This window comes from Sphingomonas turrisvirgatae (genome assembly GCF_001721295.1).
Classification (GTDB): domain Bacteria; phylum Pseudomonadota; class Alphaproteobacteria; order Sphingomonadales; family Sphingomonadaceae; genus Sphingomonas; species Sphingomonas turrisvirgatae.
In genome coordinates this window covers 29,974-51,499 of sequence record NZ_MDDS01000017.1, presented here as the reverse complement: position 1 = coordinate 51,499, position 21,526 = coordinate 29,974, and the positions used below count along the sequence as shown (strand labels likewise).

27 protein-coding genes are annotated in these 21,526 nt (G+C 66.2%); 15 read left to right on the top strand and 12 right to left on the bottom strand.

Translation table 11 applies throughout. The annotated features are described in order from the left end of the window. Window positions 1-6 precede the first annotated feature (6 nt). From BFL28_RS08065 to BFL28_RS08045, 5 genes are read right to left on the bottom strand one after another with little or no spacing between them, the layout of a single operon-like run. Window positions 7-339 (bottom strand): DUF423 domain-containing protein, encoded by a 333-nt coding sequence (locus BFL28_RS08065; protein WP_069320069.1) that lies wholly within the window; start codon window positions 337-339, stop codon window positions 7-9. Further along, window positions 336-2,153: a cation:proton antiporter domain-containing protein gene (locus tag BFL28_RS08060; protein WP_069320068.1), complete on the bottom strand. Its 1,818-nt coding sequence runs from the start codon at window positions 2,151-2,153 to the stop codon at window positions 336-338. Before BFL28_RS08060 ends, BFL28_RS08065 begins: the two co-directional genes overlap by 4 nt. Further along, window positions 2,153-2,584 carry an iron-sulfur cluster assembly scaffold protein gene (locus BFL28_RS08055; RefSeq protein ID WP_069320067.1) on the bottom strand — a complete coding sequence of 144 codons (432 nt, stop codon included), beginning with the start codon at window positions 2,582-2,584 and terminating at the stop codon, window positions 2,153-2,155. The genes BFL28_RS08060 and BFL28_RS08055 overlap by 1 nt, the downstream gene beginning before the upstream one ends. Further along, window positions 2,581-3,165, bottom strand: coding sequence for a CvpA family protein (locus BFL28_RS08050; protein ID WP_069320066.1), 585 nt, complete (start codon window positions 3,163-3,165; stop codon window positions 2,581-2,583). The genes BFL28_RS08055 and BFL28_RS08050 overlap by 4 nt, the downstream gene beginning before the upstream one ends. A 60-nt stretch (window positions 3,166-3,225) precedes the next feature. Then, entirely contained in the window at window positions 3,226-5,091 is a 1,866-nt protein-coding gene (locus BFL28_RS08045) for a M1 family metallopeptidase (RefSeq protein WP_069320065.1), read from the bottom strand. A gap of 81 nt (window positions 5,092-5,172) precedes the next feature. Between BFL28_RS08045 and BFL28_RS08040 the strand changes: the two genes are divergently transcribed. Then, a complete protein-coding gene (locus BFL28_RS08040; protein ID WP_069320064.1) occupies window positions 5,173-5,538 on the top strand; it encodes a PRC-barrel domain-containing protein in 366 nt (121 codons plus the stop codon). Between the two features lie 10 nt (window positions 5,539-5,548). Here BFL28_RS08040 and BFL28_RS08035 read toward each other — a convergent pair whose 3' ends face one another. The 4 genes from BFL28_RS08035 to BFL28_RS08020 all read right to left on the bottom strand — a co-directional run bounded on the left by BFL28_RS08035 (window position 5,549) and on the right by BFL28_RS08020 (window position 7,000). Continuing rightward, on the bottom strand, window positions 5,549-5,770 hold the full coding sequence (locus BFL28_RS08035; RefSeq protein WP_069320063.1) for a DUF2842 domain-containing protein: 222 nt from the start codon (window positions 5,768-5,770) through the stop codon (window positions 5,549-5,551). Next, window positions 5,767-6,288, bottom strand: coding sequence for a 5-formyltetrahydrofolate cyclo-ligase (locus tag BFL28_RS08030; protein WP_241527267.1), 522 nt, complete (start codon window positions 6,286-6,288; stop codon window positions 5,767-5,769). The genes BFL28_RS08035 and BFL28_RS08030 overlap by 4 nt, the downstream gene beginning before the upstream one ends. Window positions 6,289-6,518: 230 nt before the next feature. Beyond that, window positions 6,519-6,818, bottom strand: a complete 300-nt coding sequence (locus tag BFL28_RS08025) for a cell division protein ZapA (protein WP_069320061.1) — start codon at window positions 6,816-6,818, stop codon at window positions 6,519-6,521. Further along, window positions 6,818-7,000 (bottom strand): hypothetical protein, encoded by a 183-nt coding sequence (locus BFL28_RS08020; RefSeq protein WP_069320060.1) that lies wholly within the window; start codon window positions 6,998-7,000, stop codon window positions 6,818-6,820. The genes BFL28_RS08025 and BFL28_RS08020 overlap by 1 nt, the downstream gene beginning before the upstream one ends. Before the next feature lie 199 nt (window positions 7,001-7,199). On the opposite strand from BFL28_RS08020, the gene tkt reads away from it, so the two are divergent. The 5 genes from tkt to BFL28_RS07995 all read left to right on the top strand — a co-directional run bounded on the left by tkt (window position 7,200) and on the right by BFL28_RS07995 (window position 12,817). Then, a complete protein-coding gene (gene tkt / locus BFL28_RS08015) occupies window positions 7,200-9,119 on the top strand; it encodes a transketolase (protein ID WP_069320086.1) in 1,920 nt (639 codons plus the stop codon). A gap of 10 nt (window positions 9,120-9,129) precedes the next feature. Next, window positions 9,130-10,137, top strand: a complete 1,008-nt coding sequence (gap, locus tag BFL28_RS08010) for a type I glyceraldehyde-3-phosphate dehydrogenase (RefSeq protein WP_069320085.1) — start codon at window positions 9,130-9,132, stop codon at window positions 10,135-10,137. Between the two features lies 1 nt (window position 10,138). Then, window positions 10,139-10,591 carry an MOSC domain-containing protein gene (locus BFL28_RS08005; protein WP_069320059.1) on the top strand — a complete coding sequence of 151 codons (453 nt, stop codon included), beginning with the start codon at window positions 10,139-10,141 and terminating at the stop codon, window positions 10,589-10,591. Continuing rightward, on the top strand, window positions 10,588-11,793 hold the full coding sequence (locus BFL28_RS08000) for a phosphoglycerate kinase (RefSeq protein WP_069320058.1): 1,206 nt from the start codon (window positions 10,588-10,590) through the stop codon (window positions 11,791-11,793). Before BFL28_RS08005 ends, BFL28_RS08000 begins: the two co-directional genes overlap by 4 nt. 118 nt (window positions 11,794-11,911) lie before the next feature. Beyond that, window positions 11,912-12,817, top strand: a complete 906-nt coding sequence (locus tag BFL28_RS07995) for a fructose bisphosphate aldolase (protein ID WP_069320057.1) — start codon at window positions 11,912-11,914, stop codon at window positions 12,815-12,817. Here BFL28_RS07995 and BFL28_RS07990 read toward each other — a convergent pair. Next, window positions 12,814-13,176: a hypothetical protein gene (locus tag BFL28_RS07990; RefSeq protein ID WP_069320056.1), complete on the bottom strand. Its 363-nt coding sequence runs from the start codon at window positions 13,174-13,176 to the stop codon at window positions 12,814-12,816. The genes BFL28_RS07995 and BFL28_RS07990 overlap by 4 nt on opposite strands. A 79-nt stretch (window positions 13,177-13,255) precedes the next feature. Here BFL28_RS07990 and thiE point away from each other — a divergent pair, with 79 nt between their 5' ends. Together thiE and BFL28_RS07980 are read left to right on the top strand one after the other, a co-directional pair. Then, window positions 13,256-13,936: a thiamine phosphate synthase gene (gene thiE, locus BFL28_RS07985; protein ID WP_069320055.1), complete on the top strand. Its 681-nt coding sequence runs from the start codon at window positions 13,256-13,258 to the stop codon at window positions 13,934-13,936. 3 nt (window positions 13,937-13,939) lie between these two features. Beyond that, the gene (locus tag BFL28_RS07980) at window positions 13,940-14,377 is read left to right on the top strand and encodes a low affinity iron permease family protein (protein WP_069320054.1); all 438 of its coding nucleotides are present in this window, start codon (window positions 13,940-13,942) and stop codon (window positions 14,375-14,377) included. Here the strand turns inward: BFL28_RS07980 and BFL28_RS07975 are convergent. Next, the gene (locus BFL28_RS07975) at window positions 14,371-15,282 is read right to left on the bottom strand and encodes a LysR family transcriptional regulator (RefSeq protein ID WP_069320084.1); all 912 of its coding nucleotides are present in this window, start codon (window positions 15,280-15,282) and stop codon (window positions 14,371-14,373) included. The genes BFL28_RS07980 and BFL28_RS07975 overlap by 7 nt on opposite strands. 101 nt (window positions 15,283-15,383) lie before the next feature. On the opposite strand from BFL28_RS07975, the gene BFL28_RS07970 reads away from it, so the two are divergent. The 7 genes from BFL28_RS07970 (at window position 15,384) to BFL28_RS07940 (ending at window position 20,161) form a co-directional block, all read left to right on the top strand. After that, window positions 15,384-16,082, top strand: coding sequence for a pirin family protein (locus tag BFL28_RS07970; protein WP_069320053.1), 699 nt, complete (start codon window positions 15,384-15,386; stop codon window positions 16,080-16,082). A 76-nt stretch (window positions 16,083-16,158) separates the two neighbouring features. Beyond that, window positions 16,159-16,761, top strand: a complete 603-nt coding sequence (wrbA, locus tag BFL28_RS07965) for an NAD(P)H:quinone oxidoreductase (protein ID WP_069320052.1) — start codon at window positions 16,159-16,161, stop codon at window positions 16,759-16,761. Between the two features lie 14 nt (window positions 16,762-16,775). Then, the gene (locus tag BFL28_RS07960) at window positions 16,776-17,552 is read left to right on the top strand and encodes a DODA-type extradiol aromatic ring-opening family dioxygenase (RefSeq protein ID WP_079247022.1); all 777 of its coding nucleotides are present in this window, start codon (window positions 16,776-16,778) and stop codon (window positions 17,550-17,552) included. 20 nt (window positions 17,553-17,572) lie between these two features. Next, the gene (locus BFL28_RS07955) at window positions 17,573-18,244 is read left to right on the top strand and encodes an RluA family pseudouridine synthase (protein ID WP_069320051.1); all 672 of its coding nucleotides are present in this window, start codon (window positions 17,573-17,575) and stop codon (window positions 18,242-18,244) included. Then, window positions 18,237-18,635: an alternative ribosome rescue aminoacyl-tRNA hydrolase ArfB gene (gene arfB, locus BFL28_RS07950; RefSeq protein ID WP_069320050.1), complete on the top strand. Its 399-nt coding sequence runs from the start codon at window positions 18,237-18,239 to the stop codon at window positions 18,633-18,635. The genes BFL28_RS07955 and arfB overlap by 8 nt, the downstream gene beginning before the upstream one ends. A 41-nt stretch (window positions 18,636-18,676) precedes the next feature. Further along, on the top strand, window positions 18,677-19,162 hold the full coding sequence (locus tag BFL28_RS07945; RefSeq protein WP_069320049.1) for a GAF domain-containing protein: 486 nt from the start codon (window positions 18,677-18,679) through the stop codon (window positions 19,160-19,162). Window positions 19,163-19,303: 141 nt separating this feature from the next. After that, window positions 19,304-20,161 (top strand): RcnB family protein, encoded by an 858-nt coding sequence (locus tag BFL28_RS07940; RefSeq protein ID WP_241527266.1) that lies wholly within the window; start codon window positions 19,304-19,306, stop codon window positions 20,159-20,161. 51 nt (window positions 20,162-20,212) lie between these two features. Here the strand turns inward: BFL28_RS07940 and BFL28_RS07935 are convergent, their stop codons facing one another. Beyond that, window positions 20,213-21,523, bottom strand: a complete 1,311-nt coding sequence (locus tag BFL28_RS07935) for a M20/M25/M40 family metallo-hydrolase (protein ID WP_069320047.1) — start codon at window positions 21,521-21,523, stop codon at window positions 20,213-20,215. Window positions 21,524-21,526: the final 3 nt, after the last annotated feature.

Below are 21,526 nucleotides of genomic sequence, written 5' to 3'. Positions count from 1 at the left end.
AAACCGTCAGCCGCGCCAACCGTTCCATACAAGCAACAACCAGCCGACGATCAAGGCCGTGCCGCCCAGCGGAGTGACCGCGCCGAGCCAGCGCGGACCGCCCAATGCCATGACATACAGCGTTCCGGCGAAGATCGCGCTGCCGAGCATGAACGCCCATCCGGCACCGTTCGCGCCCATGCGCGCGGCGATCAACGCGGCCACGGCATGGATGAGCTGATATTGCCCACCGGTCTGAAGCCACTCGCGTGCCTGACCCTCGGCCGCATGCGCGCCGAACGCGCCGGCGCCAACTGCGATTGCACCGGACAGCGCGGCGAAGATCACCAACAGGTTCATGGCCGGTCCTCGTCCTCAACGCGTTCGGACGGCAGCGGCTCAGGTTGCTCGCGGCCGGCGGCGAAGCCCAGTTCGGGGCGGGCGATGATCGTCTCACGCGCGGCGAGCATGTCCCCCGCCTCGTGCTGGATGCGCAGCCGCTCGCGATCGCGGCGGCGGTACAGGTCCTCGGTGCGGTCGATCTCTTCATGGTCCACACCGACCGCTTCCATCGCGAGGCGCGCCATCTTGATCGCGGATTCGAGCACCTCGCGAACGACTGCGGTCGCTGAACCGCCTTTAAGCTTGAGCAGCATGCGGCGATCATAGGCGCGCACGAAAATCGCGGCATGCGGGAAGGAGTCATGCACGGCATCGACCAGTTCGGGCGTCACCTGATCCTGATCGATGCAGAACAGGATCAACTGCGCGTCGGCGGCGCCGGCTTGACGCAGCAGGTCCAGCCGGGTGCCGTCGCCATAATAGACCTTTGCGCCGAACTGGCCGGCGATGTCGATCATCTCGATATCGGTGTCGATCAGCGTGACCGAGATGCCCTGGGCGTTCAGCATCTGGCCGACCGTCTGTCCGAAGCGGCCATAGCCGACGATGAGCGCGCCGGCGCCATCGTGAGTGGGACCCTCCCGCTCGCCCTGCACCTCGTCCCGTTCCTTGCGGAACCGGGCAGTAAACATCATCAGGAACGGCGTGGTCGCCATCGACAGGGTGACGACGGCACTGAACACGCTGACGGCTTCGGGCGCGATCAACTGCGCGGCCTGTGCCTGGGCGAACAGGACGAAGGCGAACTCGCCGCCCTGGCTCAGCAGGAGGCCGAGGCTGAGCGCCTGACGCCACGGCATGTGAAAGAACATGGCCAGGGCTGTGATGACGGCCGCTTTCGACGCGATCAACGCCGCTGCCATTACGATCACGAACAGCGGCCGCTCGGCGATGGCGGATAGGTCCAGCAACATGCCGACCGAGAGGAAGAACAGGCCGAGCAGGATCGAGCGGAACGGCTCGATATCCGCCTCCAGCTCGTGTCGGTAGGGGCTGTCGGCCAGCATCACGCCGGCGATGAAAGCGCCAAGCGCGGTCGACAAACCCAGCGTCTGCATCAGCGCGGCGCTGGCGACAACGGTGAACAGCCCGGCGAACACGAACAACTCGCGCTCGCCCCAATTGCCGATCAGGCGGAACAGCGGGCGCAGGATATAGCGGCCGGCCAGGATCAGCCCGGTGATCGCGACGACCGTGTAAATCCCGAGCAGCCAGCCCGGCGGGCCGCCGGCATCGGCCGGGTTGCGGCTCATCACCGCGATGATCGTGATCAGCGGGACGATCGATAGATCCTGGAACAACAGGATCGAGAAGGCACGCTCGCCGAACGGGGTGCGCAGCCTGCCGGCCGACTGCAGCATCGGCAGGACTTGCGCGGTGGAGGAAAGCGCCAGCGGCAGGCCGAGCGCGAGCGCGGCGGCGGGCGAGAAGCCTGCGCCATAGCCGATGACGGCGCTGATCACGACGCCGCACAGCACCACTTGCAGCAGGCCGAAGCCGAAGATGTCGCGCTTCATCCGCCACAATCGCTGCGGGCTGAGTTCAAGTCCGACGAGGAACAGCAGGAGCGCAATGCCGAATTCGGCGATGACCATCTTGTCTTCAGCGTCGCCGACCAGGTTCAGCAACTGCGGGCCGACCAGCGCGCCGGCGACAAGATAGCCGAGCGTTGCGCCGAGGCCGAGACGTCGGAAGATCAGGACGAAGACCAGCCCGAAGCCGAGCAGCGGCGCATATTCCAGCACGAAACCGTGGCTCGCCCCCTGGTCCATCAGCGCTGGTGCCCCACCATTTCGGCCGCTTCCGCCGCCGCCTCGAACGCGAGCCGGATCGAGGCGTGACGCGCGGTATGCGGGAGCGCCGGCTCGAACAGGTCGAAGCCGGGCCAGTCGGGCAGGGCGGCGCGTTTCCCCGCGAGCCATGCACTGAGTTCGTCGCGGGCGGTCGCCAGCTCAGCGGCCGAACGCCCGATCACGTTCGCACCCAGCAGCGATGCCGATGCCTGGCCAAGCGCACAGGCACGGACAAGCATGCCGATCTCCCGCACGCGGCCATCCGCATCGACATTGACGTCGACCGTTACGCGGCTTCCGCAGACCGGCGAGCGCTTCTCGACACTGGCCATCGGGTTCGGCAGCCGATCATGATACGGTATCGATGCCGCCAGCCGCAAAATCTGCGTATTGTACAGCGGCGCGTTCATTCCGTGTCGTCGCTCTCGGCGCGCTTCTTCGCCTTGGTCTTTGCCAGCACCCGGTCGGTATCATCGCCGAACACCGGCTCGCCGCGGCGGCGGCGATCGACGAACTCGGCGATGCTGGCGCTGGTGGCGTTGAGCAATGGATAGGTTCGCGAACTCGTCATCCATTCGGGACGCCTCGACGGTCCGCCGCCGACCGTGTCGACGACCAGCGTGACGAGCAGGAAGCCGAGGCTGACCAGGATCAAGCCCTTCAATGCGCCGAAACCAATGCCGAGCGCGCGATCGACCGGGCCGAGCAGACCCGAGCGGGTGCGCGATCCGATCGCATTGGCGACCAGCCGCCCGCCGAAGAAGGTAACGCCCGCGATCAGCGCAAAGGCGAGCACGGCCGCGCCCTGCACCGTGCCCACCGGTGCGGCGAGCAGCGCGGCCAGCGGGGTGTGGAGCAGGCGCAGCGCGACGACCACGAGCAACCAGGCCATGAGCGAGAGCACTTCGGTCACGAAGCCGCGCATCAGGCCCAGCACCGCTGCGCCGCCCACCGACAGCAACACGATGATGTCGATCGCGCTCAAACCCATGCTTACGTCCTTTGCCCCACGCCGCTCTTAGCCTGCCCGGGCAGCTTGTCGAACCCCAAGTTATTCGGACGCGAGGATGCGGCTGACCGCGCCGACCGTAACCGGGTGATAGCCGGGTTGCGCCTTGGCGAAGATGCGGCGCGCGATGGGCTCGCCCCAGCTGCCCTGCGCCTTCAAGCCGCGGTAGAGCGGCGTCACCAGCAGGTTGCGTCCGACCCGGGTCAGATAGGCTTCGAGCGCCGGGACGATAGGCTCGTAGCGGTTCGCGATGGCAAGGTCGAACCAGGCCGACTGGACATAGGCGTTGGGCGAGTTGGAGAGGCCGAGCGCGTCGTCGAGTTCCTTCAGGCGCGCGGCACTCTGCTGGCGCGGAAGGTTGTCGAGAAAGCGTTTCCATTGTTGCGTGGACCAACCGGTCGCATCGATCGCGCTGGCGGCACCGCCGGCGTTGAACGCAGCAAGCTGTGCGTCGATCTTCGCCAGGGTCTGCGATTTCACCTCGACCGCGTTGCTCGGCACACCCGGTTGATAGACCCAGCGGTCGAGCTGAAGCTTGGTCTCGAGCACGCGGTCGCCCTTGATCAGGTTCTTGCGCAAGTCGGCAAGGAAGCCGGCGCTGGTCTGCGGCTGGAAGGCATGGCGGTCGAAATAGCTGCGCAGATAGGCGTCCCATTTGGCTCTTCCCACCGCGTATTCGATCGTGCGCAGGAAGGTGCTGCCCTTCAGGTAATCCAGCTGCCCCGCAGTCTCCCCGGGATCGCCGTGCAGGCAGGTGGATGGCGCGGCATCGCCGCCGGCCGCCTTCACGTCGCGAACCATGCCGGCGAAATCCAGCTGCGAATTCACTGCCGCACGCTCCTTGCCGTACAGCGCCTCCATGATGCGGTTCTCGAAATAGGTGGTGAAGCCTTCGTTCAGCCAGCTGTCCGACCAGGTCGCGTTGGTGACGAGGTTGCCCGACCAGCTATGCGCCAGCTCATGCGCGACGACGTCGGTGTTCGACTTGTCGCCGGTGACGATGGTGGGGGTGAGGAAGGTGAGGTTGGGGTTCTCCATCCCCCCGAACGGGAAGCTGGGCGGCAGCACCAGCATGTCATAGCGGCCCCAGCGATAAGGGCCGTAGAGTGCCTGCGCGGCGTCGATCATCTTCTCGACATCGGCGAACTCGGCCGCTGCCTTGTCGAGCATGTCCGCTTCGGACCAAACGCCCGAGCGTGGGCCGAGCGGGCGGAACTTGAGGTCGCCGACCGCGATCGCGATCAGATAGGGCGGGACCGGGTTGGTCATGGTATAGGTGAAGGCGCGCTTCGTCCCCGCGGCAACGCCGCCGGGCGTGTCGGCGCGCGCGCTCATCACCGCAGTCAGCCCCTCGGGCACGGTGATCTTCGCGCGCCAGGTCTGGCGGATGCCGGGGCTGTCCTGAGTCGGGATCCAGCTGCGGTTGTTGATCGCCTGACCCTGGCTGAACAGATAAGGGTGGCGCTTGCCGGCGGTCTGCTGCGGGGTGAGCCATTGCAGCGCTCGCGCGCCGGGCGCGGACTTGTAGGCGATCCGGATCTTTCTGGCGCCGTTCAGCTGGATCGTCAGCGGGCTGCCGAGTTCGGCGTCCTTCTTGCCGAGCGAGTAGGCGAGGGCGCGGCCGCGCTCGTCGGTGATCCCGAAGATTTCGAGATCCAGCGTGTCGAGGACGATGGCCTTGGCACCACGCGCCGCCAGCACGTCGAGGATGGCGGTTCCGCGCACCACCTTGGCCGCGAAATCGACATCCAGGTCGAGGTCGACATGGGTAACCCGCGCCTCCGCAGGGCGGGCATAGGTCCACACGTCCTTCGCCTCGGGCGTCGTCAGGATCGGCGCGACGGCCTGCGCCTGGGCAAGGGTCGGAACGGCGGTGAGCAGCAGGGCTGCGAGAAAGTGGTTGCGCATGTGACGGACCTAGGCCGGCTGCCGCTGAACGGCAACCGAGTGCGTGCGGACGCGTTGAGTGAAGGAGCAAGGAGACATGCGATGAACGCCAGGGTCGAGAGTCCCAATCCGATGATCGCTTCGGATCGAGTGGAGGGCACGGCCGTGTACAGCCGCATGGGCGAGCGGCTGGGCACGGTTGAGCGCTTCATGGTCGACAAGGTTTCCGGTCAGGTCGAATATGCCGTGCTGGCATTTGGCGGCGTGCTGGGGATCGGCCATCGCCATTATCCGCTGCCGTGGCGGGCGCTAACCTACGAGCCCGAGCAGGGCGGCTATGTGGTTGACATCACCAGGGAGCAGATCGACAGCGCGCCAGGCTATGATGCCGAAGGCGATGACGAGCCGAGCTATGACCGCGCGTATCGCGAGCAATTGGCTGCCTATTACACGATCCCGCCCGTGTGACCGGCCCGAATCAGTCCGGTTCAGGCACGCGCCAGCGGCCGGTCTCCATCCAGAGCAGCAGCGGCTTTAGCGGCATGATCCACACGACGCCGGTGATGACGTAGAAGACGAGCTGAACCAGGATCGGCCAGCCGCCGATCGTGCCTGAAAAGCTGGCGATGAGCACGCACCACGTCACGATCAGCGCGACGATGGCAAAGGCGCCGGCCGGCTTGCGCCACGACGGGTTCATGCTGCCACCTCGCCATAAGCCATCGCTTCGGTGACGACGCCGTGCAGCGGCACGTCCCAGGAATCGGTGACCAGCAGTTGGACGCGCTGGACCGACCAGGCGACGCCGATCCGCCAGGCGCCGGGGAGTCGTTCGAACACCCGATCATAATGGCCGGCGCCCTGACCAAGCCGATTGAGCGCGGCGTCGAACGCAAGCAGGGGGGTGAGGATGACGTCCGGCTCCGCCTCGACGCTGTCGGTCGAGGGCTGCTGAAGGCCGAGCGGTCCGGCGATCAGCGGCTCGCCCGGGTTCCAGACATGGAAAGCGACGGGCGATTCGCGGCTGGCGACATGGGGCAGCACGATGCGGCAGCCGCGCTCGGCGGCGGCAAAGGCGATGGCGCTTGGATCGGCCTCGCTGCCGACCGGCATATAGCTTGAAACGGTTGCGCCGGGCACGAAGCGATCGAGCAGCGCGGGCGGCGGTTCGATCACGCCGCCGATCGTCATCGCAAACTCGTCACGCAGTGAGCGCATCCGAGCGCGAAGGGTGCGTTTATCATCCATCGCGACGTTCCGAATGCCTCAAAGTCGAGGGTGGCGGGACCACCATGGGCCGTGTGCGGTGATATCCACTGACGCACAGAACGTCAGGTGGGAACCATGTGCTTCGGGCCAGGACCCGGGCAGGGACAGCTCCCTTGGATGAAGAAATAGCCTCAGGGATGATCTTAGCTCGTACCGGGCAGTGCCCGCCACAGACATATTTAGGCGTTTGTGCCGCCATCCTCAAGGGTCGCGGCGACGGCTTCGAGGCGATCGGCAAGATTTTCGAGCAGCACGGGCGACACGCCGGCGGGCGGATTGCGCTCGGCTTCGTCCAATTGGTCGGCCAGGATCAGGCTGAGGAACAGCAAGGTGCGTTCGTAATTGCCGCCCGACGCGCGCTGTGCGGTGTCGGTGTGGCGCGAAAGCAGCGCGCCGAGCCGCTCGAGCTGAAGTTCCTCACCATCGCGACAGGCGATGCTGTGCGGGCGGCCGGCGATGGTCAGCGTTACCTGGCCCATCAATCCTTCTGCCCGTCGATCAGCGAATCCAGCGCCGCAATGGCATCCTCGACCTTTTCGCGTAGCGCGAAATGCCGGCGTGCAAGTGCATCAGCATCGAAGGCGCGTCGGCGAGAGGCTGCCTCGATCCGGGACAGCGCGCGCTCGATGCGGTCGAGCGCTGGGTGGGACGCCTCCGTCATGCCCAGTTGGATAGGCAGGCTTTACCTCGCTCGCAAGCCCCGGGCGGTTGACGTGCGCGCCCGTGCGCCCCAAAGGCACGCCACATTCGAGTCGCCGGGCAGGCGAGACGCGGGGCCCGGCATCAGGGGACCTGCCGTGACCGTTTCGTTCAGTGCCGTTCCGTTCAGCGAGCGGGCCAACGCCATTCGCGCGCTTGCGATGGACGCGGTGGAGGCCGCCAATTCGGGTCATCCGGGCATGCCGATGGGCATGGCCGATGTCGCGACCGTGCTGTTCAGCGATTATCTGAAATACGATCCGGCCGACCCGAAATGGGCCGACCGCGACCGCTTCGTGCTGTCTGCCGGTCATGGTTCGATGCTGATCTATGCGTTGTTGCATCTCACCGGCTACGCACGTCCCACGATCGAGGACATCAGCCGCTTTCGCAAGCTGCACAGCCCGTGCGCCGGGCACCCCGAGAATTTCGAGCTGCCGGGCGTCGAGTGCACGACCGGCCCGCTGGGCCAGGGCCTTGCAATGGCGGTCGGCATGGCCGCGGCCGAACGGCACCTGAATGCCGTCTTCGACGATTCGCTGGTTGATCACCGTACCTGGGTGGTCGCTGGCGACGGATGCCTGATGGAAGGCATCAACCACGAGGCGATCGGCATCGCCGGGCACCTGAAGCTGGGCCGGCTGATCGTGTTGTGGGACGACAACAACATCACGATCGACGGCAAGGTGTCGCTCTCGTCCAGCGAGGACATTCCGGCTCGCTATGCCGCCACCGGCTGGCATGTCGTCAGCTGCGATGGGCACGACCCCGCCAGCATCGCCAAGGCGTTCGACGCGGCGATCGCCGACGAGCGGCCCTCGCTGGTCCGTTGCACCACGATCATCGGCAAGGGCGCGCCGAACAAGCAAGGCACGTCCGCGACGCATGGCGCCGCGCTGGGCGCGGCCGAGGTCGCCGCGGCCCGCGAAACGCTGGGCTGGACGTCCGAGCCGTTCGTTGTGCCGGACGATATCCGCGAAGCCTGGCTCGAGACCGGCAGGCGCGCGGCCGCGCCGCATGCCGGTTGGAAGCAGCGACTTGCCGGTCACGCCGATCGCGCCGAGTTCCAACGCCGGATGGCGGGCGACCTGCCGGCAGGATTCTCGCTCGACAGCTATATCGAGGGCCTGTTGGCCGACCCCAAGAAGATCGCGACGCGGGTGGCGAGTCAGATGGCGCTCGACGCGATCAACGCCGCGCTGCCCGAGACGATCGGGGGCTCGGCCGACCTCACCCCGTCCAACAATACGCTGACCAAGGGGCTGGACGACTTTACCGCCGATAACCGGACCGGCCGCTATATCCGCTACGGCATTCGCGAGTTCGGCATGGCCGCGGCGATGAACGGCATGGCGCTGCATGGCGGGGTTCTGCCCTATGGCGGCACGTTCCTGGTGTTCTCCGACTATGCACGGCCCGCCATCCGGCTGTCGGCGCTTCAGAACGCCCGTGTCGTCTATGTGATGACGCACGATTCGATCGGCCTTGGCGAAGATGGCCCGACCCACCAGCCGGTCGAGCACGTCATGTCGCTGCGCATGATCCCGAACCTCGAGCTGTGGCGGCCGTGCGACACGGTCGAGACGGCCGAGGCGTGGGCCCAGTCGGTGGCACGCAAGGACGGTCCATCATTGCTCGCACTGTCGCGCCAGAACCTGCCGCAGTTGAGCAGCGGCGGGGCGGCGCGCGGTGGCTATCGCCTGCAGGCCGCTGAGGCGCCGCGCAAGGTTGTCCTGATCGCCACCGGGTCCGAGGTCGAGATCGCCGTTGCCGTCCGCGCCGAACTGGAAGCCAAGGGGATTGGCGCCGATGTCGTGTCCATGCCGTGCTGGTCGCGTTTCGACGCGCAGCCGGCGGAATATCGCGACGACGTGCTGCCGCCGCTCAAGCCCGAGGAACTGCTGCGCGTCTCGATCGAGGCAGGCACGACGTTCGGCTGGGAACGCTACACGATGGTGGACGGCATGCGCTTTGGCATCGACCGTTATGGCGCGTCGGCGCCGATCAACGATGTCTACGATTATTTCGGTCTGACCGCTGACAAGATCAGCGCGCAGATCCTGGCCAAACTTGGCGCTTGAGGAGAAGCACATGACGAAGGTTGCGATCAACGGGTTCGGACGGATCGGCCGCTTGGTGGCGCGCGCCATTCTCGAGCGCCCGGAAAGCGGTCTTGAACTGGTGACGATCAATGATCTGGCCGACGCGAAGTCGAATGCGTGGCTGTTCAGCCGCGACAGCGTGCATGGCAAATATCCCGGCACCGTCACGGCCGAGGGCGACGACCTGGTGATCGACGGCAAGCGCGTGAAGGTGACCAAGGAGCGCGACCCCGCCAACCTGCCGCATGCCGCCAACGCCGTCGACATCGTGCTGGAGTGCACTGGTTTCTTCACCGACCGCGCATCGGCGCAGAAGCATCTCGACGCCGGCGCGAAGAAGGTGCTGATCTCTGCCCCGGGCAAGAACGTTGACCTGACCGTTGTTTATGGCGTGAACCACGACAAGCTCGAGGCCGGTCATACGATCGTGTCGAACGCGTCGTGCACCACCAACTGCCTGGCGCCGGTCGCCAAGGTGCTGAACGACAGCATCGGCATCGAGCGTGGCCTGATGACCACGATCCACGCCTATACCAACGACCAGAAGATCCTCGACCAGATCCATGACGATCTGCGTCGCGCCCGTGCCGCGGCGATGAGCATGATCCCGACCACCACGGGCGCCGCGCGTGCAGTGGGCGAAGTGCTGCCCGAACTGAAGGGCAAGCTGGACGGTTCGTCGGTGCGCGTGCCGGTGCCGGACGGCTCGCTGATCGACCTGACCTTCACGCCGAAGCGCGACACGACCAAGGAGGAGGTCAACTCGATCCTGAAGGCGGCCGCCGAAAGCGGGCCGCTTAAGGGCGTGCTGGCATTTTCGGACGAGCCGCTGGTGTCGATCGACATCGTCCACAATCCCGCTTCCTCGACTATCGACAGCCTTGAGACGGCGGTGATCGACGGCAAGCTGGTGCGTGTCGTCAGCTGGTACGACAATGAATGGGGCTTCTCGAACCGCATGGTCGACACCGCTTCGGCGATGGCCAAGCTGGGGTAAGATGGGACGGATCGCCGGTATTGCCCGTCACCAGTTTCCCAAGGCACCGATGGAGACCATCGATCGTGCACGGGTGACGCTGGAAGGCGGGATTGCCGGCGATTTTCGTGGCGCTATGAAGGGCAAGCCGCACAAGCGCCAGGTCACGCTGATGGAAGCGGGCGACTGGGAAGCGGCCATGGCCGAACTGGGGCGCTCGATCGGCTGGGAACAGCGGCGGGTCAACCTGTTGGTCGATGGGCTCGACCTGCCGCAAATGCCCGGCGCGCGGCTGCGGATCGGTGCCGACGTGATGCTGGAAGTGCGCTGCGAGTGCGACCCTTGCAGCCGCATGGAAGCGCTGGCGCAAGGGTTGAAGGCGGCGTTGATGCCGGACTGGCGCGGCGGCGTATGTGCAATGGTGATCGCCCCCGGCGAAATCGCGGTTGGCGACGAGATCAGGATCGAAACATGACAGAGCCGGTAAGCAGCAGGGCGTTCAAGACGCTGGACGACATGGGCGACGTCACCGGCAAGCGCGTGCTGGTGCGCGAGGATCTGAACGCACCGATGAACGGCGCCGAGGTGACCGACGACACCCGGCTTCGCGCGGCGGTGCAGACCGTCGCCGAATTGGCCGACAAGGGCGCGATCGTGCTGGTCCTCGCCCATTTCGGCCGGCCGAAGGTGCCGAGCCCCGAACATTCGACTGCGCTGCTGACCAAGCCGTTCGAGCAGGTGCTCGGCCGCCCGGTGCGTTACATCAACTGGGAAGGGGCCGAGGAAGCCGTCGCGACGCTGAAGGCCGGCGATATTGCGCTGCTCGAGAATACCCGCTTTTTCGGCGGGGAGACCAGGAACGATCCCGCCGTGATCGATCGCTTCGCCGCGCTAGGCGATCTCTATGTCAACGACGCCTTCTCGGCCGCGCACCGCGCGCACGCTTCGACCGAAGGCCTTGCCCACAAGCTGCCGGCATTTGCCGGACGGCAGATGGAGGCCGAACTGGATGCGCTGGACAAGGCGCTGGGCAACCCGCAGCATCCGGTCGCGGCGGTGGTCGGGGGTGCCAAGGTCTCGACCAAGCTCGACGTGCTGAAGGCCATGGTCGGCAAGGTCGATCATTTGATCATCGGCGGCGGGATGGCGAACACCTTCCTGGCGGCGCGTGGGGTCGATGTCGGCAAGTCGCTGTGCGAACACGATCTGGTTGGCACCGCGAACGAGATCTTCGAGGCGGCGGAGAAGGCGAACTGCACGATTCACCTGCCCTATGACGTGCAGGTGTCGAAGGAGTTTGCGGTGAACCCGCCAAGCCTGCGCACCGCCAATGTTCATGAAGTCGCGGCGGACGAGATGATCCTGGATATCGGCCCGGCCGCGACCGAGGCATTGGCCGACGTGCTCAAGAACTGCCGCACGCTGGTGTGGAACGGGCCGCTGGGTGCGTTCGAGACGCAGCCTTTCGACCGTGCCACGATGGCGTTGGCGCATACCGTTGCGGCGCTTACCAAGGAAGGCGGCCTGGTCTCGGTCGCCGGCGGCGGGGACACCGTGGCGGCGATCAACCAGGCGGGCGTGGGCGGCGAGATCAGCTTCGTATCGACAGCCGGCGGCGCATTCCTGGAGTGGATGGAAGGCAAGGAACTGCCCGGCGTTGCCGCGCTCGCACGCTGACCGATTGAGCCAGCGACGCGCGATTCCTGATCCGGGATTCCTTGCCAGCGATGGCAGCCCTTTTCAGCGTCGTGCTGCGCTGCAATAGGCATTTCATCATCCGCGCTGAGGGGACATCATGAACATCGCCGAAATGACCGCCAAGATTGCCGAAGGTAACGGTTTTATCGCAGCGCTGGACCAGTCGGGCGGCTCGACGCCCAAGGCGCTGAAAGGCTATGGGATCGAGGCGGACGCCTTCTCGAACGACGATGAGATGTTCGCGCTGATCCACGACATGCGCAGCCGCATCATCACCTCGCCCTGCTTCAACGGCGAAAGGGTGATCGGCGCGATCCTGTTTGAGCGCACCATGGACGGGCAGGTCGACGGCAAGCCGACGCCGCAGGCACTGATCGAGCGCGGCGTGGTGCCGTTTATCAAGATCGACAAGGGGCTGGAGGACGAGGCGAACGGCGTTCAGCTGATGAAGCCGATGCCCGACCTGGACGCGCTGCTGGTCAAGGCCAAGGGCCTGGGCGTGTTCGGGACCAAGGAGCGGTCGGTCATCAACCTTGCCAACCGCGAGGGCATCGCCGCCATCGTCGCACAGCAGGTCGAAGTCGGGCTGCAAGTGTTGAGCCACGGCCTGGTCCCGATGCTGGAGCCGGAACTCAACATCAAGTCGCCCCAGCGTGCCGAGGCGGAAGTGATCCTGCTCGACGAATTGCTGAAGGCGCTGGACGCGATGCCGGGCGATGACAAGGTGATGTTGAAGCTGTCGATCCCGCAGAAGTCGGGGTTGTTCGATCCGCTGGTCGATCACCCGCGCGTCCTGCGCGTCGTGGCGCTGTCGGGCGGCTATGCACGGCCGGAAGCGTGCGCGGAACTGGCCAAGAACCGCGGCATGATCGCAAGCTTCAGCCGCGCGCTGCTGGAGGATCTGCGCCACCAGATGAGCGACGAGGAGTTCAACGGTTCGCTCAGCGGCGCGATCGACGAGATCCACGCGGCTTCGACCACGAAGACGAGCGTTCCGGCCTAATCGCGGCGGAACTGGAAGGTGAATCGGTAGGGGGCGGGCCGTCTGGGCTGCGCCCCCGCCATTCGTTCGGGGCTGACCGACACAAGTGCCAGCCTGCCCCCCGCGAACGGGATTGCTTCGCCCAGCGTGACGTTCGCTGTTCGGCTGCGCGCGCCATCCCGCAACGTCACTTTGACTGTGGTGCGCCCGGCCCACACGCAGCGCGCGTTCATCGGGCACCGGCTGTCCTCGACCACCTTGTCCGCGCGAAGCCGCTTGCCGGCGAGTTGCCGCCACTGGTGCAGCCCGACGCTGGTCGAAGGGGGCGCGGGCGCGGTCATGCCAGCGGCGGCGAGCGGGGCGAGAAGCAGGGCGATCATGTCTCATGTGATGCCCGCATAAAGCTGAGCGCGAAATGAACCGCTTCCGATGATGGCTTGCGCAGCCTATCAGCGGGGAATGGATGACGATGACCTTCCCCCGATCGGCCCCGAATTCGCTGCGCAGTTCAAGCGCGACGAGCAGCGGCCTGCCTGCCAGCTCTACCTGATTTCGCCGCTCGACGTGACCGGCGGCTTTGCCGATCGTCTGGCCAGTGCGCTCGATGCCGGTCCAGTGGCGGCCTTCCAGTTTCGTGTGAAGGGTGTCGATCAGCACGAGGCGGCACGGCTGGCCGAGCCGCTGCGCCGCATCTGCGCCGATCGCGATGTAGCGTTCATCGTCAACGACAGCATCAGCCTCGCCAAGCGGCTAGGCGCGGACGGCGTGCATCTGGGGCAGGGCGACGGCGACCCGCGTGAAGCGCGCGCAGCATTGGGGCCAGCGGCGCAGATCGGCGTCACCTGTCACGACAGCCGGCACCTGGCGATGGAGGCCGGCGAGGCGGGCGCCGATTATGTCGCGTTCGGTGCGTTCTTCCCGACGACGACCAAGGATACGGCGCATCGCCCGGATCCGGCGATCCTGTCCTGGTGGACGACCGTGTTTGAAATTCCATGCGTGGCGATTGGCGGCATCACGCCGGACAACGCTGCGCCGCTGGTGGCGGCAGGCGCGGACTTCCTGGCCATGTCGGGTGCCGTGTGGAGCGGGGACGAGGCCGACGCGATACGGCGCTTCGCGGCGGTGGTCGGAGGCTGACGGATGCGCGACGCGCTCGACCGGCTCTTTACCATCGTCGCCGGGCGGATCGCGCGACTGACCGGTCAGCCGGCCACGTTCATCGTCGCGGTCGTGTTGATCATCGGATGGGCGCTGACCGGGCCGTTGTTCGACTATTCCGACACCTGGCAGTTGATCGTGAACACGTCGACCACCATCGTCACCTTCCTGATGGTGTTCCTGATCCAGAACTCCCAGAACCGCGATGCCGCTGCGATGCAGGCCAAGCTGGACGAGTTGATCCGCGCCGTCGACAAGGCCCGGGGTCAGTTCGTCGGGATCGAGCACAAGAGCGATACCGAAATCGAGAAGATCCGCGCCGACCTTGAGGAAGAATGCCGGCTGGAGGCGGAGCGCGGCGAAGCGTCCATGAAGCCCCGATCCAGCGAGAGCGTCGAGCGGCTGCGCCGGCGCTACTGAGCCGCCACGCGCTGGCAGATATTGCGGAAGCGATCCGACAGGAAGTCGATGACCACTTCGACCCTGGCCGGCCGCAGCGTGCTGGGTGGGGTCATCAGATGCAGCGCGATGTTCATCGGCGCCCAACCGGTGAGCAGTTCGACCAGCGACCCGTCTGACAGTTCGCGCTCCACGATGAAGTCGGGCAGGCGCGCGATGCCGAGCCCCGCCCTGAGCGCTGGCAGCATCGCGTCGCCATTGTCGGTGATCAGCGGCCCGCTTGGACGTACGGCAGCCTCTTCGCCATCGGCCTTCCGGAAATGCCACGCGCCGATCGCGTTGGCATATTGGAAGCAGGCGTGATGGGCGAGGTCCATGGGGTGACGGGGCGTGCCATGCTTTTCGAGATAGGATGGCGCGGCGACCACGCTGGCGCGGATCGGGGCGAGCCGACGCGCACGTAGCGAACTATCCGGCAGATCGGCGATGCGCAGCGCGATGTCGAACCCCTCGGCCACGATATCGACCCGCGAATCCGACAGCCGCAGGTCGATCTCGATCCCTGGGTGCGCCACGAGCAGGTCCGCGACGGCGTCGGCGACGAAGCGGATGCCGAAGGTGATCGGCGCGGCGATGCGGACCAATCCGGCGGGTGCCTTTGCCGCTTCGAGCGCGCTTTCCTCGGCGGCACGTGCTTCGGCAAGGATGCGACCGGCCCGCTCGGCAAGCGCATTGCCGCTGTCCGTCAAGGTCAGGCGGCGCGAGGTACGGTGGAACAAGGCGGTACCCAGTTGCGCCTCGAGCCGCGAGATCGCCTTTGAGACGGTGGCCTTGCTGACCCCGATCGACTCGGCCGCGCCGCTGAACGAGCGATGTTCGACCACGCAGGCGAAAATCGCCCAGGCTTCGAAATCGGGGAGCCGCAATGCCATTACGAACGCTTAATTCCCGAAACGATCCGTTTCAAGCGTTTCCATTTACGTTGCGATCACGCGACCTATCTTGGCCGTAACAAGAGGAGGCAGCCATGATCGAGAAACGCTCGTTCGACAGCCTGGGTCATGCCGATCACGGATGGCTCAATGCACGGCATCATTTCAGCTTTGCCGATTACTATGACCCCAATCGCATGGGCTGGGGCGCGATCCGCGTCTGGAACGACGACGAGATCGGACCGAACAGCGGCTTTCCGCCGCACCCGCACCGCGACATGGAGATCATCACCTATGTCCGTAAGGGCGCGATCACGCATCAGGACTCGATGGGCAACACCGGCAAGACTGGCGCCGGCGACGTCCAGGTGATGAGTGCCGGCACTGGGGTTCGGCATGCCGAATATAATCTGGAGCCGGAAACGACGACGCTCTTCCAGATCTGGATCATGCCTCGCGCCAGCGGCGGCGCGCCGAGCTGGGGCGCCAAGCCGTTCCCCAAGGGCGAACGGTCCGGCAAGTTCGTGACGCTGGCCAGCGGCTTTGCCGAGGATACCGACGCACTGCCGATCCGCGCCGATGCGCGGGTGCTGGGCGCAACGCTCAAGGCGGGCGAGAGCCTGACGCACAGCGTCGGCGAGGGGCGCTATGCCTATCTCGTCCCGGCGGTGGGCCGTATCGAGATCGGGGATCAGACGTTCGAAGCGCGCGATGGAGCTGCACTGACGGGCGGCCAGACCGTGACGATCACTGCGTTGGAAGATGCCGAGATCGTGCTGGTCGACGCTGACTGATCCCCCGGAGCGGCCTGCCGCCCCCTCCCTGACAGGCGGGCCGCTCCAAACCCCTAATTCCAAGAGGAGACACGCGATGGCGAAGGTTCTGGTTCTCTATTATTCTTCCTATGGCCATATCGAACAGATGGCCGAGGCCGTGGCGGAAGGCGCGCGCGCTGCGGGCGCCGAGGTCGATATCCTTCGCGTGCCGGAGACGGCGCCCGAGGCTGTCGTACAGGCGGCGCACTTCAAGACCGACTCGCCGCATCCCGTCATCTCGGGCCCCGACGCACTGAAGGACTATGACGCGATCATCGTCGGCACGCCGACCCGCTTCGGCCGCATGGCCAGCCAGATGGCGGCGTTCTGGGATACCGCTGGCGGTGTGTGGTATCAGGGTGCGTTGCACGGCAAGGTCGGCGGTGCCTTCACCTCGTCTGCGACCCAGCATGGCGGCAACGAGACCACGTTGTTCAGCGTCATCACCAATCTGCTGCATTTCGGTCTGACGATCGTCGGGCTCGACTATGGCCATGCCGATCAGCAGAAGATCGACGAAGTGCTGGGCGGCGCGCCCTATGGCGCGACGACGGTGGCAGGCGGCGACGGCAGCCGCCAGCCGAGCGCGATCGACCTCGCCGGCGCGCGCTATCAGGGCCGCCGGATCGCAGAAGTCGCGGCCAAGCTGATCGCCTGAAGGGAGTGACGTCGGTGCAGCCAAGCCTGTTCGTATCGCACGGCTCGCCGATGATCATGGTCGAGCCCAGCCCGGCGCGTAGCTTTCTTGCCGGGCTGGGTTCGCATGTTGCGCGGCCGGACGCCATCCTGATGATCTCTGCGCATCATGACATGACCCAAGCGGTCGTGAAGTCAGGCGACGAACTGCCGACGATCCATGATTTCGGCGGTTTTCCACAGGCGCTGTTCGATCTGCGCTATTCGGCCAAGGGCGATCCGGCGATGGCTGCCGAGGTTGCCCGGCTGGTCGCCGATGCCGGCCAACCTGTATCGCTCGACCCGCATCGCGGCCTGGATCACGGGGCCTGGGTCCCGCTGATGCTCGCCTGGCCGGACGCCGATATCCCGGTCGTACAGCTGTCGATCAGCAGCGCGCATCCGCCGGCATGGCATCATCGGATTGGCCGGGCGATCGCGCCGTTGCGAGAGCAGAACGTCCTGATCATGGGATCGGGCAGCCTGACGCACAATCTGCGCGCCATCTTCACCGAAGGGCGCAATCATGATGCGGCGGTGCCGGAATGGGTCTCGACCTTTGCCGACTGGATGCACGATCGACTGATGGCCGGCGATACGCAGGCCGTTTTGAACGCCGTCGAGGTCGCGCCGCACGGGCGGCGGAACCACCCGACGATGGATCACATCCTGCCGCTGTTCACCGCGATGGGCGCGGGCGGCGAGCGTACCGAGCGGCTGCATCACAGCTATACCTATGGCGTGCTGGCGATGGATGCCTATCGCTTCGATTGAGGCTGTGGCAGAGGGCGCGCATGATCCAGGACCATGTGCTGTTCATCGACGGCGAAGCGATCGTGATCGACAAGCCTGCCGGCCTGCCGGTGGACCGCCCGCGCGACGGGTCGATCAGTCTCGAGAACCATCTTGCCAACCTGACCTTCGGTTTTCAGCGCTGGCCGACCGCGGTGCACCGGCTTGACCGCGATACCAGCGGTTGCCTGCTGCTCGCGCGCAATCCCAAGGCGCATGCCCGGTTCCAGCAGGCGTTCGAAGCCGGCAGCGTCACCAAACGCTATATCGCTGTCATCGACGGCGTGCCGGACGAGGAAGCGGGACTGATCGACTTGCCGCTCATCAAGGTTTCCAGCGCTGAGGCCGGGTGGCGGATGACCGGCGATCCGAAAGGCAAGTCGGCCCGTACGCGGTGGCGAGTGCTGGCGAGCAGGGAGGGCAGGGCCTTCGTCGCCTTTTATCCCGAGACCGGCCGCACGCATCAGATCCGCGTCCATGCCGCCGAGGGGCTGGGCATCCCGATTACCGGCGATCCGGTCTATGGTGCGGCGCATGGCCGGCCGCTGATGCTTCACGCCGCGCAATTGACCGTGCCCCGTCCCGGCAAGCCGGACGTCCATGCCGAAGCCCCGACACCGCAGCGGTTCAAGGCAATGGGCTTTGGCGGCGGGGCCGAGCCGGACAATGGCTGACATCGAGGCGGCGATCGTCGAGGAGAAGTTCCTCGCCGCGTCCGGCCCCGGTGGACAGAATGTCAACAAGGTGGCGACCGCGGTGCAGCTACGCATCGACGTGTTTCGGCTCGGCCTGCCGCCCTATGCCTATCAGCAGCTGAAAACGCTGGCCGGCAGCAAGTTGACCAGCGGCGGCGAACTGGTGGTGACCGCGCGCAAATTCCGGACGCAGGAGGCAAATCGCCAGGATGCGCGCGAGCGCGTGGCCGAGCTGATCGCCAGGGCGCATGAGCGCGACGCGCGCCGGATCAAGACGAAGCCGAGCAAGGCGGCGAAGGCACGCCGGGTCGACGAGAAGAAGGGGCGGTCGCAAGTGAAGGCCGGCCGCGCCAAGGTGCAGATCGACTAGCCCCTCTTGCATGGGGCGGGGCGGCGCGCCACTTGGCGGCCATGTACAGCTTCGACATTGCCGCCGGCTCGAAGGCCGAGCTTTATCGCGATCTTCACGCTGCGCTCGACGCGCTGACGTCGGGGGAAACGGATGCGGTGGCCAACATGGCCAACGCCGCGTCGCTGATCTGGCAGTATCTGCCGGACCTCAACTGGGCCGGCTTTTACCGCAATGTTGGGGGCGAGCTCGTGCTCGGGCCATTCCAGGGCAAGGCAGCGTGCATCCGCATCCCGTTCGGCAAGGGCGTGTGCGGCGCGGCGGCGGAATCGCGAGAGACCCAGCTGGTGGAGGACGTTCATGCCTTTCCCGGTCACATCGCCTGCGATGCCGCGAGCAATGCCGAACTTGTCGTGCCCATCGTGCACGACGGACGGCTGATCGGCGTGCTCGACCTCGACAGCCCGATGACCGGTCGGTTCGATGCCGAGGACGCGGCCGGTTGCGAGGCGCTGATGCGGCTGCTCGCGCCTCGCCTCTCGGGTTGATGGCGCGAGCGGGCTGACCCGTATCGGGACGTTCTTAACCATGGTGGCGCAGTGGAGACATGGTTTCCAAGGTGTTAAGGAGGATGAGGCGGTTCATCCTTCTTCATGGCGGGGCTCGTCGCTTCGGAGGAGCCTGGTCCCGTGAAGTCCATCCTGTTTGTCACCGCCGCGACCGTGATCGCTCTGTCCGCCACAACGCCGGCCGAGGCGCAGCGCGCCGGGTCCGGCGGCCCGATTCAGCGCGCGATGTCCGCGCCGCAGGCGCCACGCGCCGTGCCGATCCGGCCGCAAGCCGTTCCCGTTCCGGCACAGGTCCGGCCGATGCCGATGCGGGCCGGTCCACCGCGCACGATGCCGCCCGGCCGCTTCGATCCGCCGCGCCATGGTGGCCGTTGGGGCAGCAAGATCGGCGGGCGCTGGTCTGGCGGAATGCAGGCGCCGGGGGGCTGGAGCGCCTATCGCAGGCCGGTACGGGGCTGGACGCTGCCCGGCTATTGGATGGGCGGCAGATTCGGCATTTCCGATTATGCCAGCTGGGGTCTGGTGCGGCCGCCCCATGGCTATTTCTGGGTGCGCTATTACGACGATGCGGTGCTGGTCGATCGCGGCGGGCGCGTGTGGGATTCGGTGAGCGGGCTCGATTGGGATGGCGATGCCTATGCCGCAGACGGCTATGGCGCCGACTATGATGCGCCCGGCTATGACGAGGACGACGACCGCTACGAACTGCATCGGCGCGGCGATCGGCAGCTCCCGCCGCCGCCTGCCTGTATGCAGCGCTGCGTCGTGCCGAGCGGCTATGCGAGCGGCTATTATGCGGGCGGCTATTACATCGTCCCGCCCACCACGACCGTGGTAATTGTCGGCGGCGGCACGACGACCAAGACGGTGGTGACCGAAGAGGTGATCGAAAGCGGCAGCATCGGCAGCCGCCGCGTGGTCCGGCGCGCGCCGACCAAGCTGATCCGCCGCGGGCCAGGCAAGCAGCTCTATCGCTGAACGATCTTTCGCGGGCAACCCCGCCTGCTCATGCGGGCGGGGTTTGCCGTGTCAGCGCGGAGCGGGCGGGGGACGGGTACCAAAGGTCACGATGCTCTCGCTGCCATCGGCTGCGACGGCCGACACGCCGACAAAGTGATCGTCGACCGGCACGTCCTTCAGCACCGTTTCGGTGCGCCCGGTCACGCCGCGTGCTTCCTGCCAGTCCTGCGTGTCGTTGCGACGCCAATAGACCTTGTAACTGCGGGCACCGGGCACTGCTGCCCACTTGACCTTCGTATCGAATGACAGCGCACCGTCCAGCGTCACGCCTTCCGGCGCTGCGGGCGCATTGGCGAGTCGGCGGATCGTGGCGACGTTGATCGCGGTGACCTTTGCCAGATAGGGGAAGTCCATCTTGTCGACCGTGTCGCCATAGACGCGGCCTTGCTCGGTTCGCAGGTCCTGGTGCTGCTGATCGTAATTTTCGGCCGCGACCGAGAAGCGGATCGCGGGATAGCCAAGCTTCAGGAACGGTTCGTGATCGCCGCCGCGTCCGAAGCGGTCGGGCCGGCGGACGACGACCACGTCGAGGCCGCCCGGCATATCCGCGGCAATCTTGTCGATCGCCTTTGCCAGCGCGCGGCTGGGGCCGTCATCCTCGCCGCCGTCCCCGCGCCGCCTGATCTGGTCGGATACCTCCTCCGACGCGCGGATGCCTTCGGAGAACACGCGAACGCGGTCGGCGACGCGGACGCCGTTCTGACCCACCGTATTGCCCACGATATCGTTGTTCAGCACCGCGGTGACGGTCCAGCCGCGCTCCTTCGCGGTTTCGGCGAGCAGCTGGCCGCCCCACAGCCCCTGTTCCTCACCCGACAGCACGGCATAGACGATCGTCGCCTTGAACTTGTGCTTCGAGAGGATGCGCGCCGCCTCGATCACCAGCGCCACGCCGGACGCATCGTCGTTGGCACCGGGCGCGTCGCTGGTCGCGTCCATCACATCGGACACGCGACTATCGATATGGCCTTGGACGATGATGACGCGCTTGGGGTCCTCACCCTGTTGAAAGCCGAGTACGTTGACCACTTCAACCCCGTTGGGCGCACGCGGGCCAGTGAAGCTGCGGCCGACTCGAGCGACCTTGATGCAGTTGCCGCAGGCGGCGCCGATCCGGTCGAGTTCCTCCGCTGCCCATTTGCGAGCAGCGCCGATGCCGCGCGTCGGATGGTCGGGCGAGGACAGCGTATGGCGCGTGCCGAAACTGACCAGCTTTTCGACATCGGCCTTCAGTCGTTCCGGGCTGGGCGGCTCGATGGGTTTTTGTTGTGCGGCGGCAGGTGCGGCGGCGAGCAGCACGAGAAGGGCGGTGAATCGCATCCG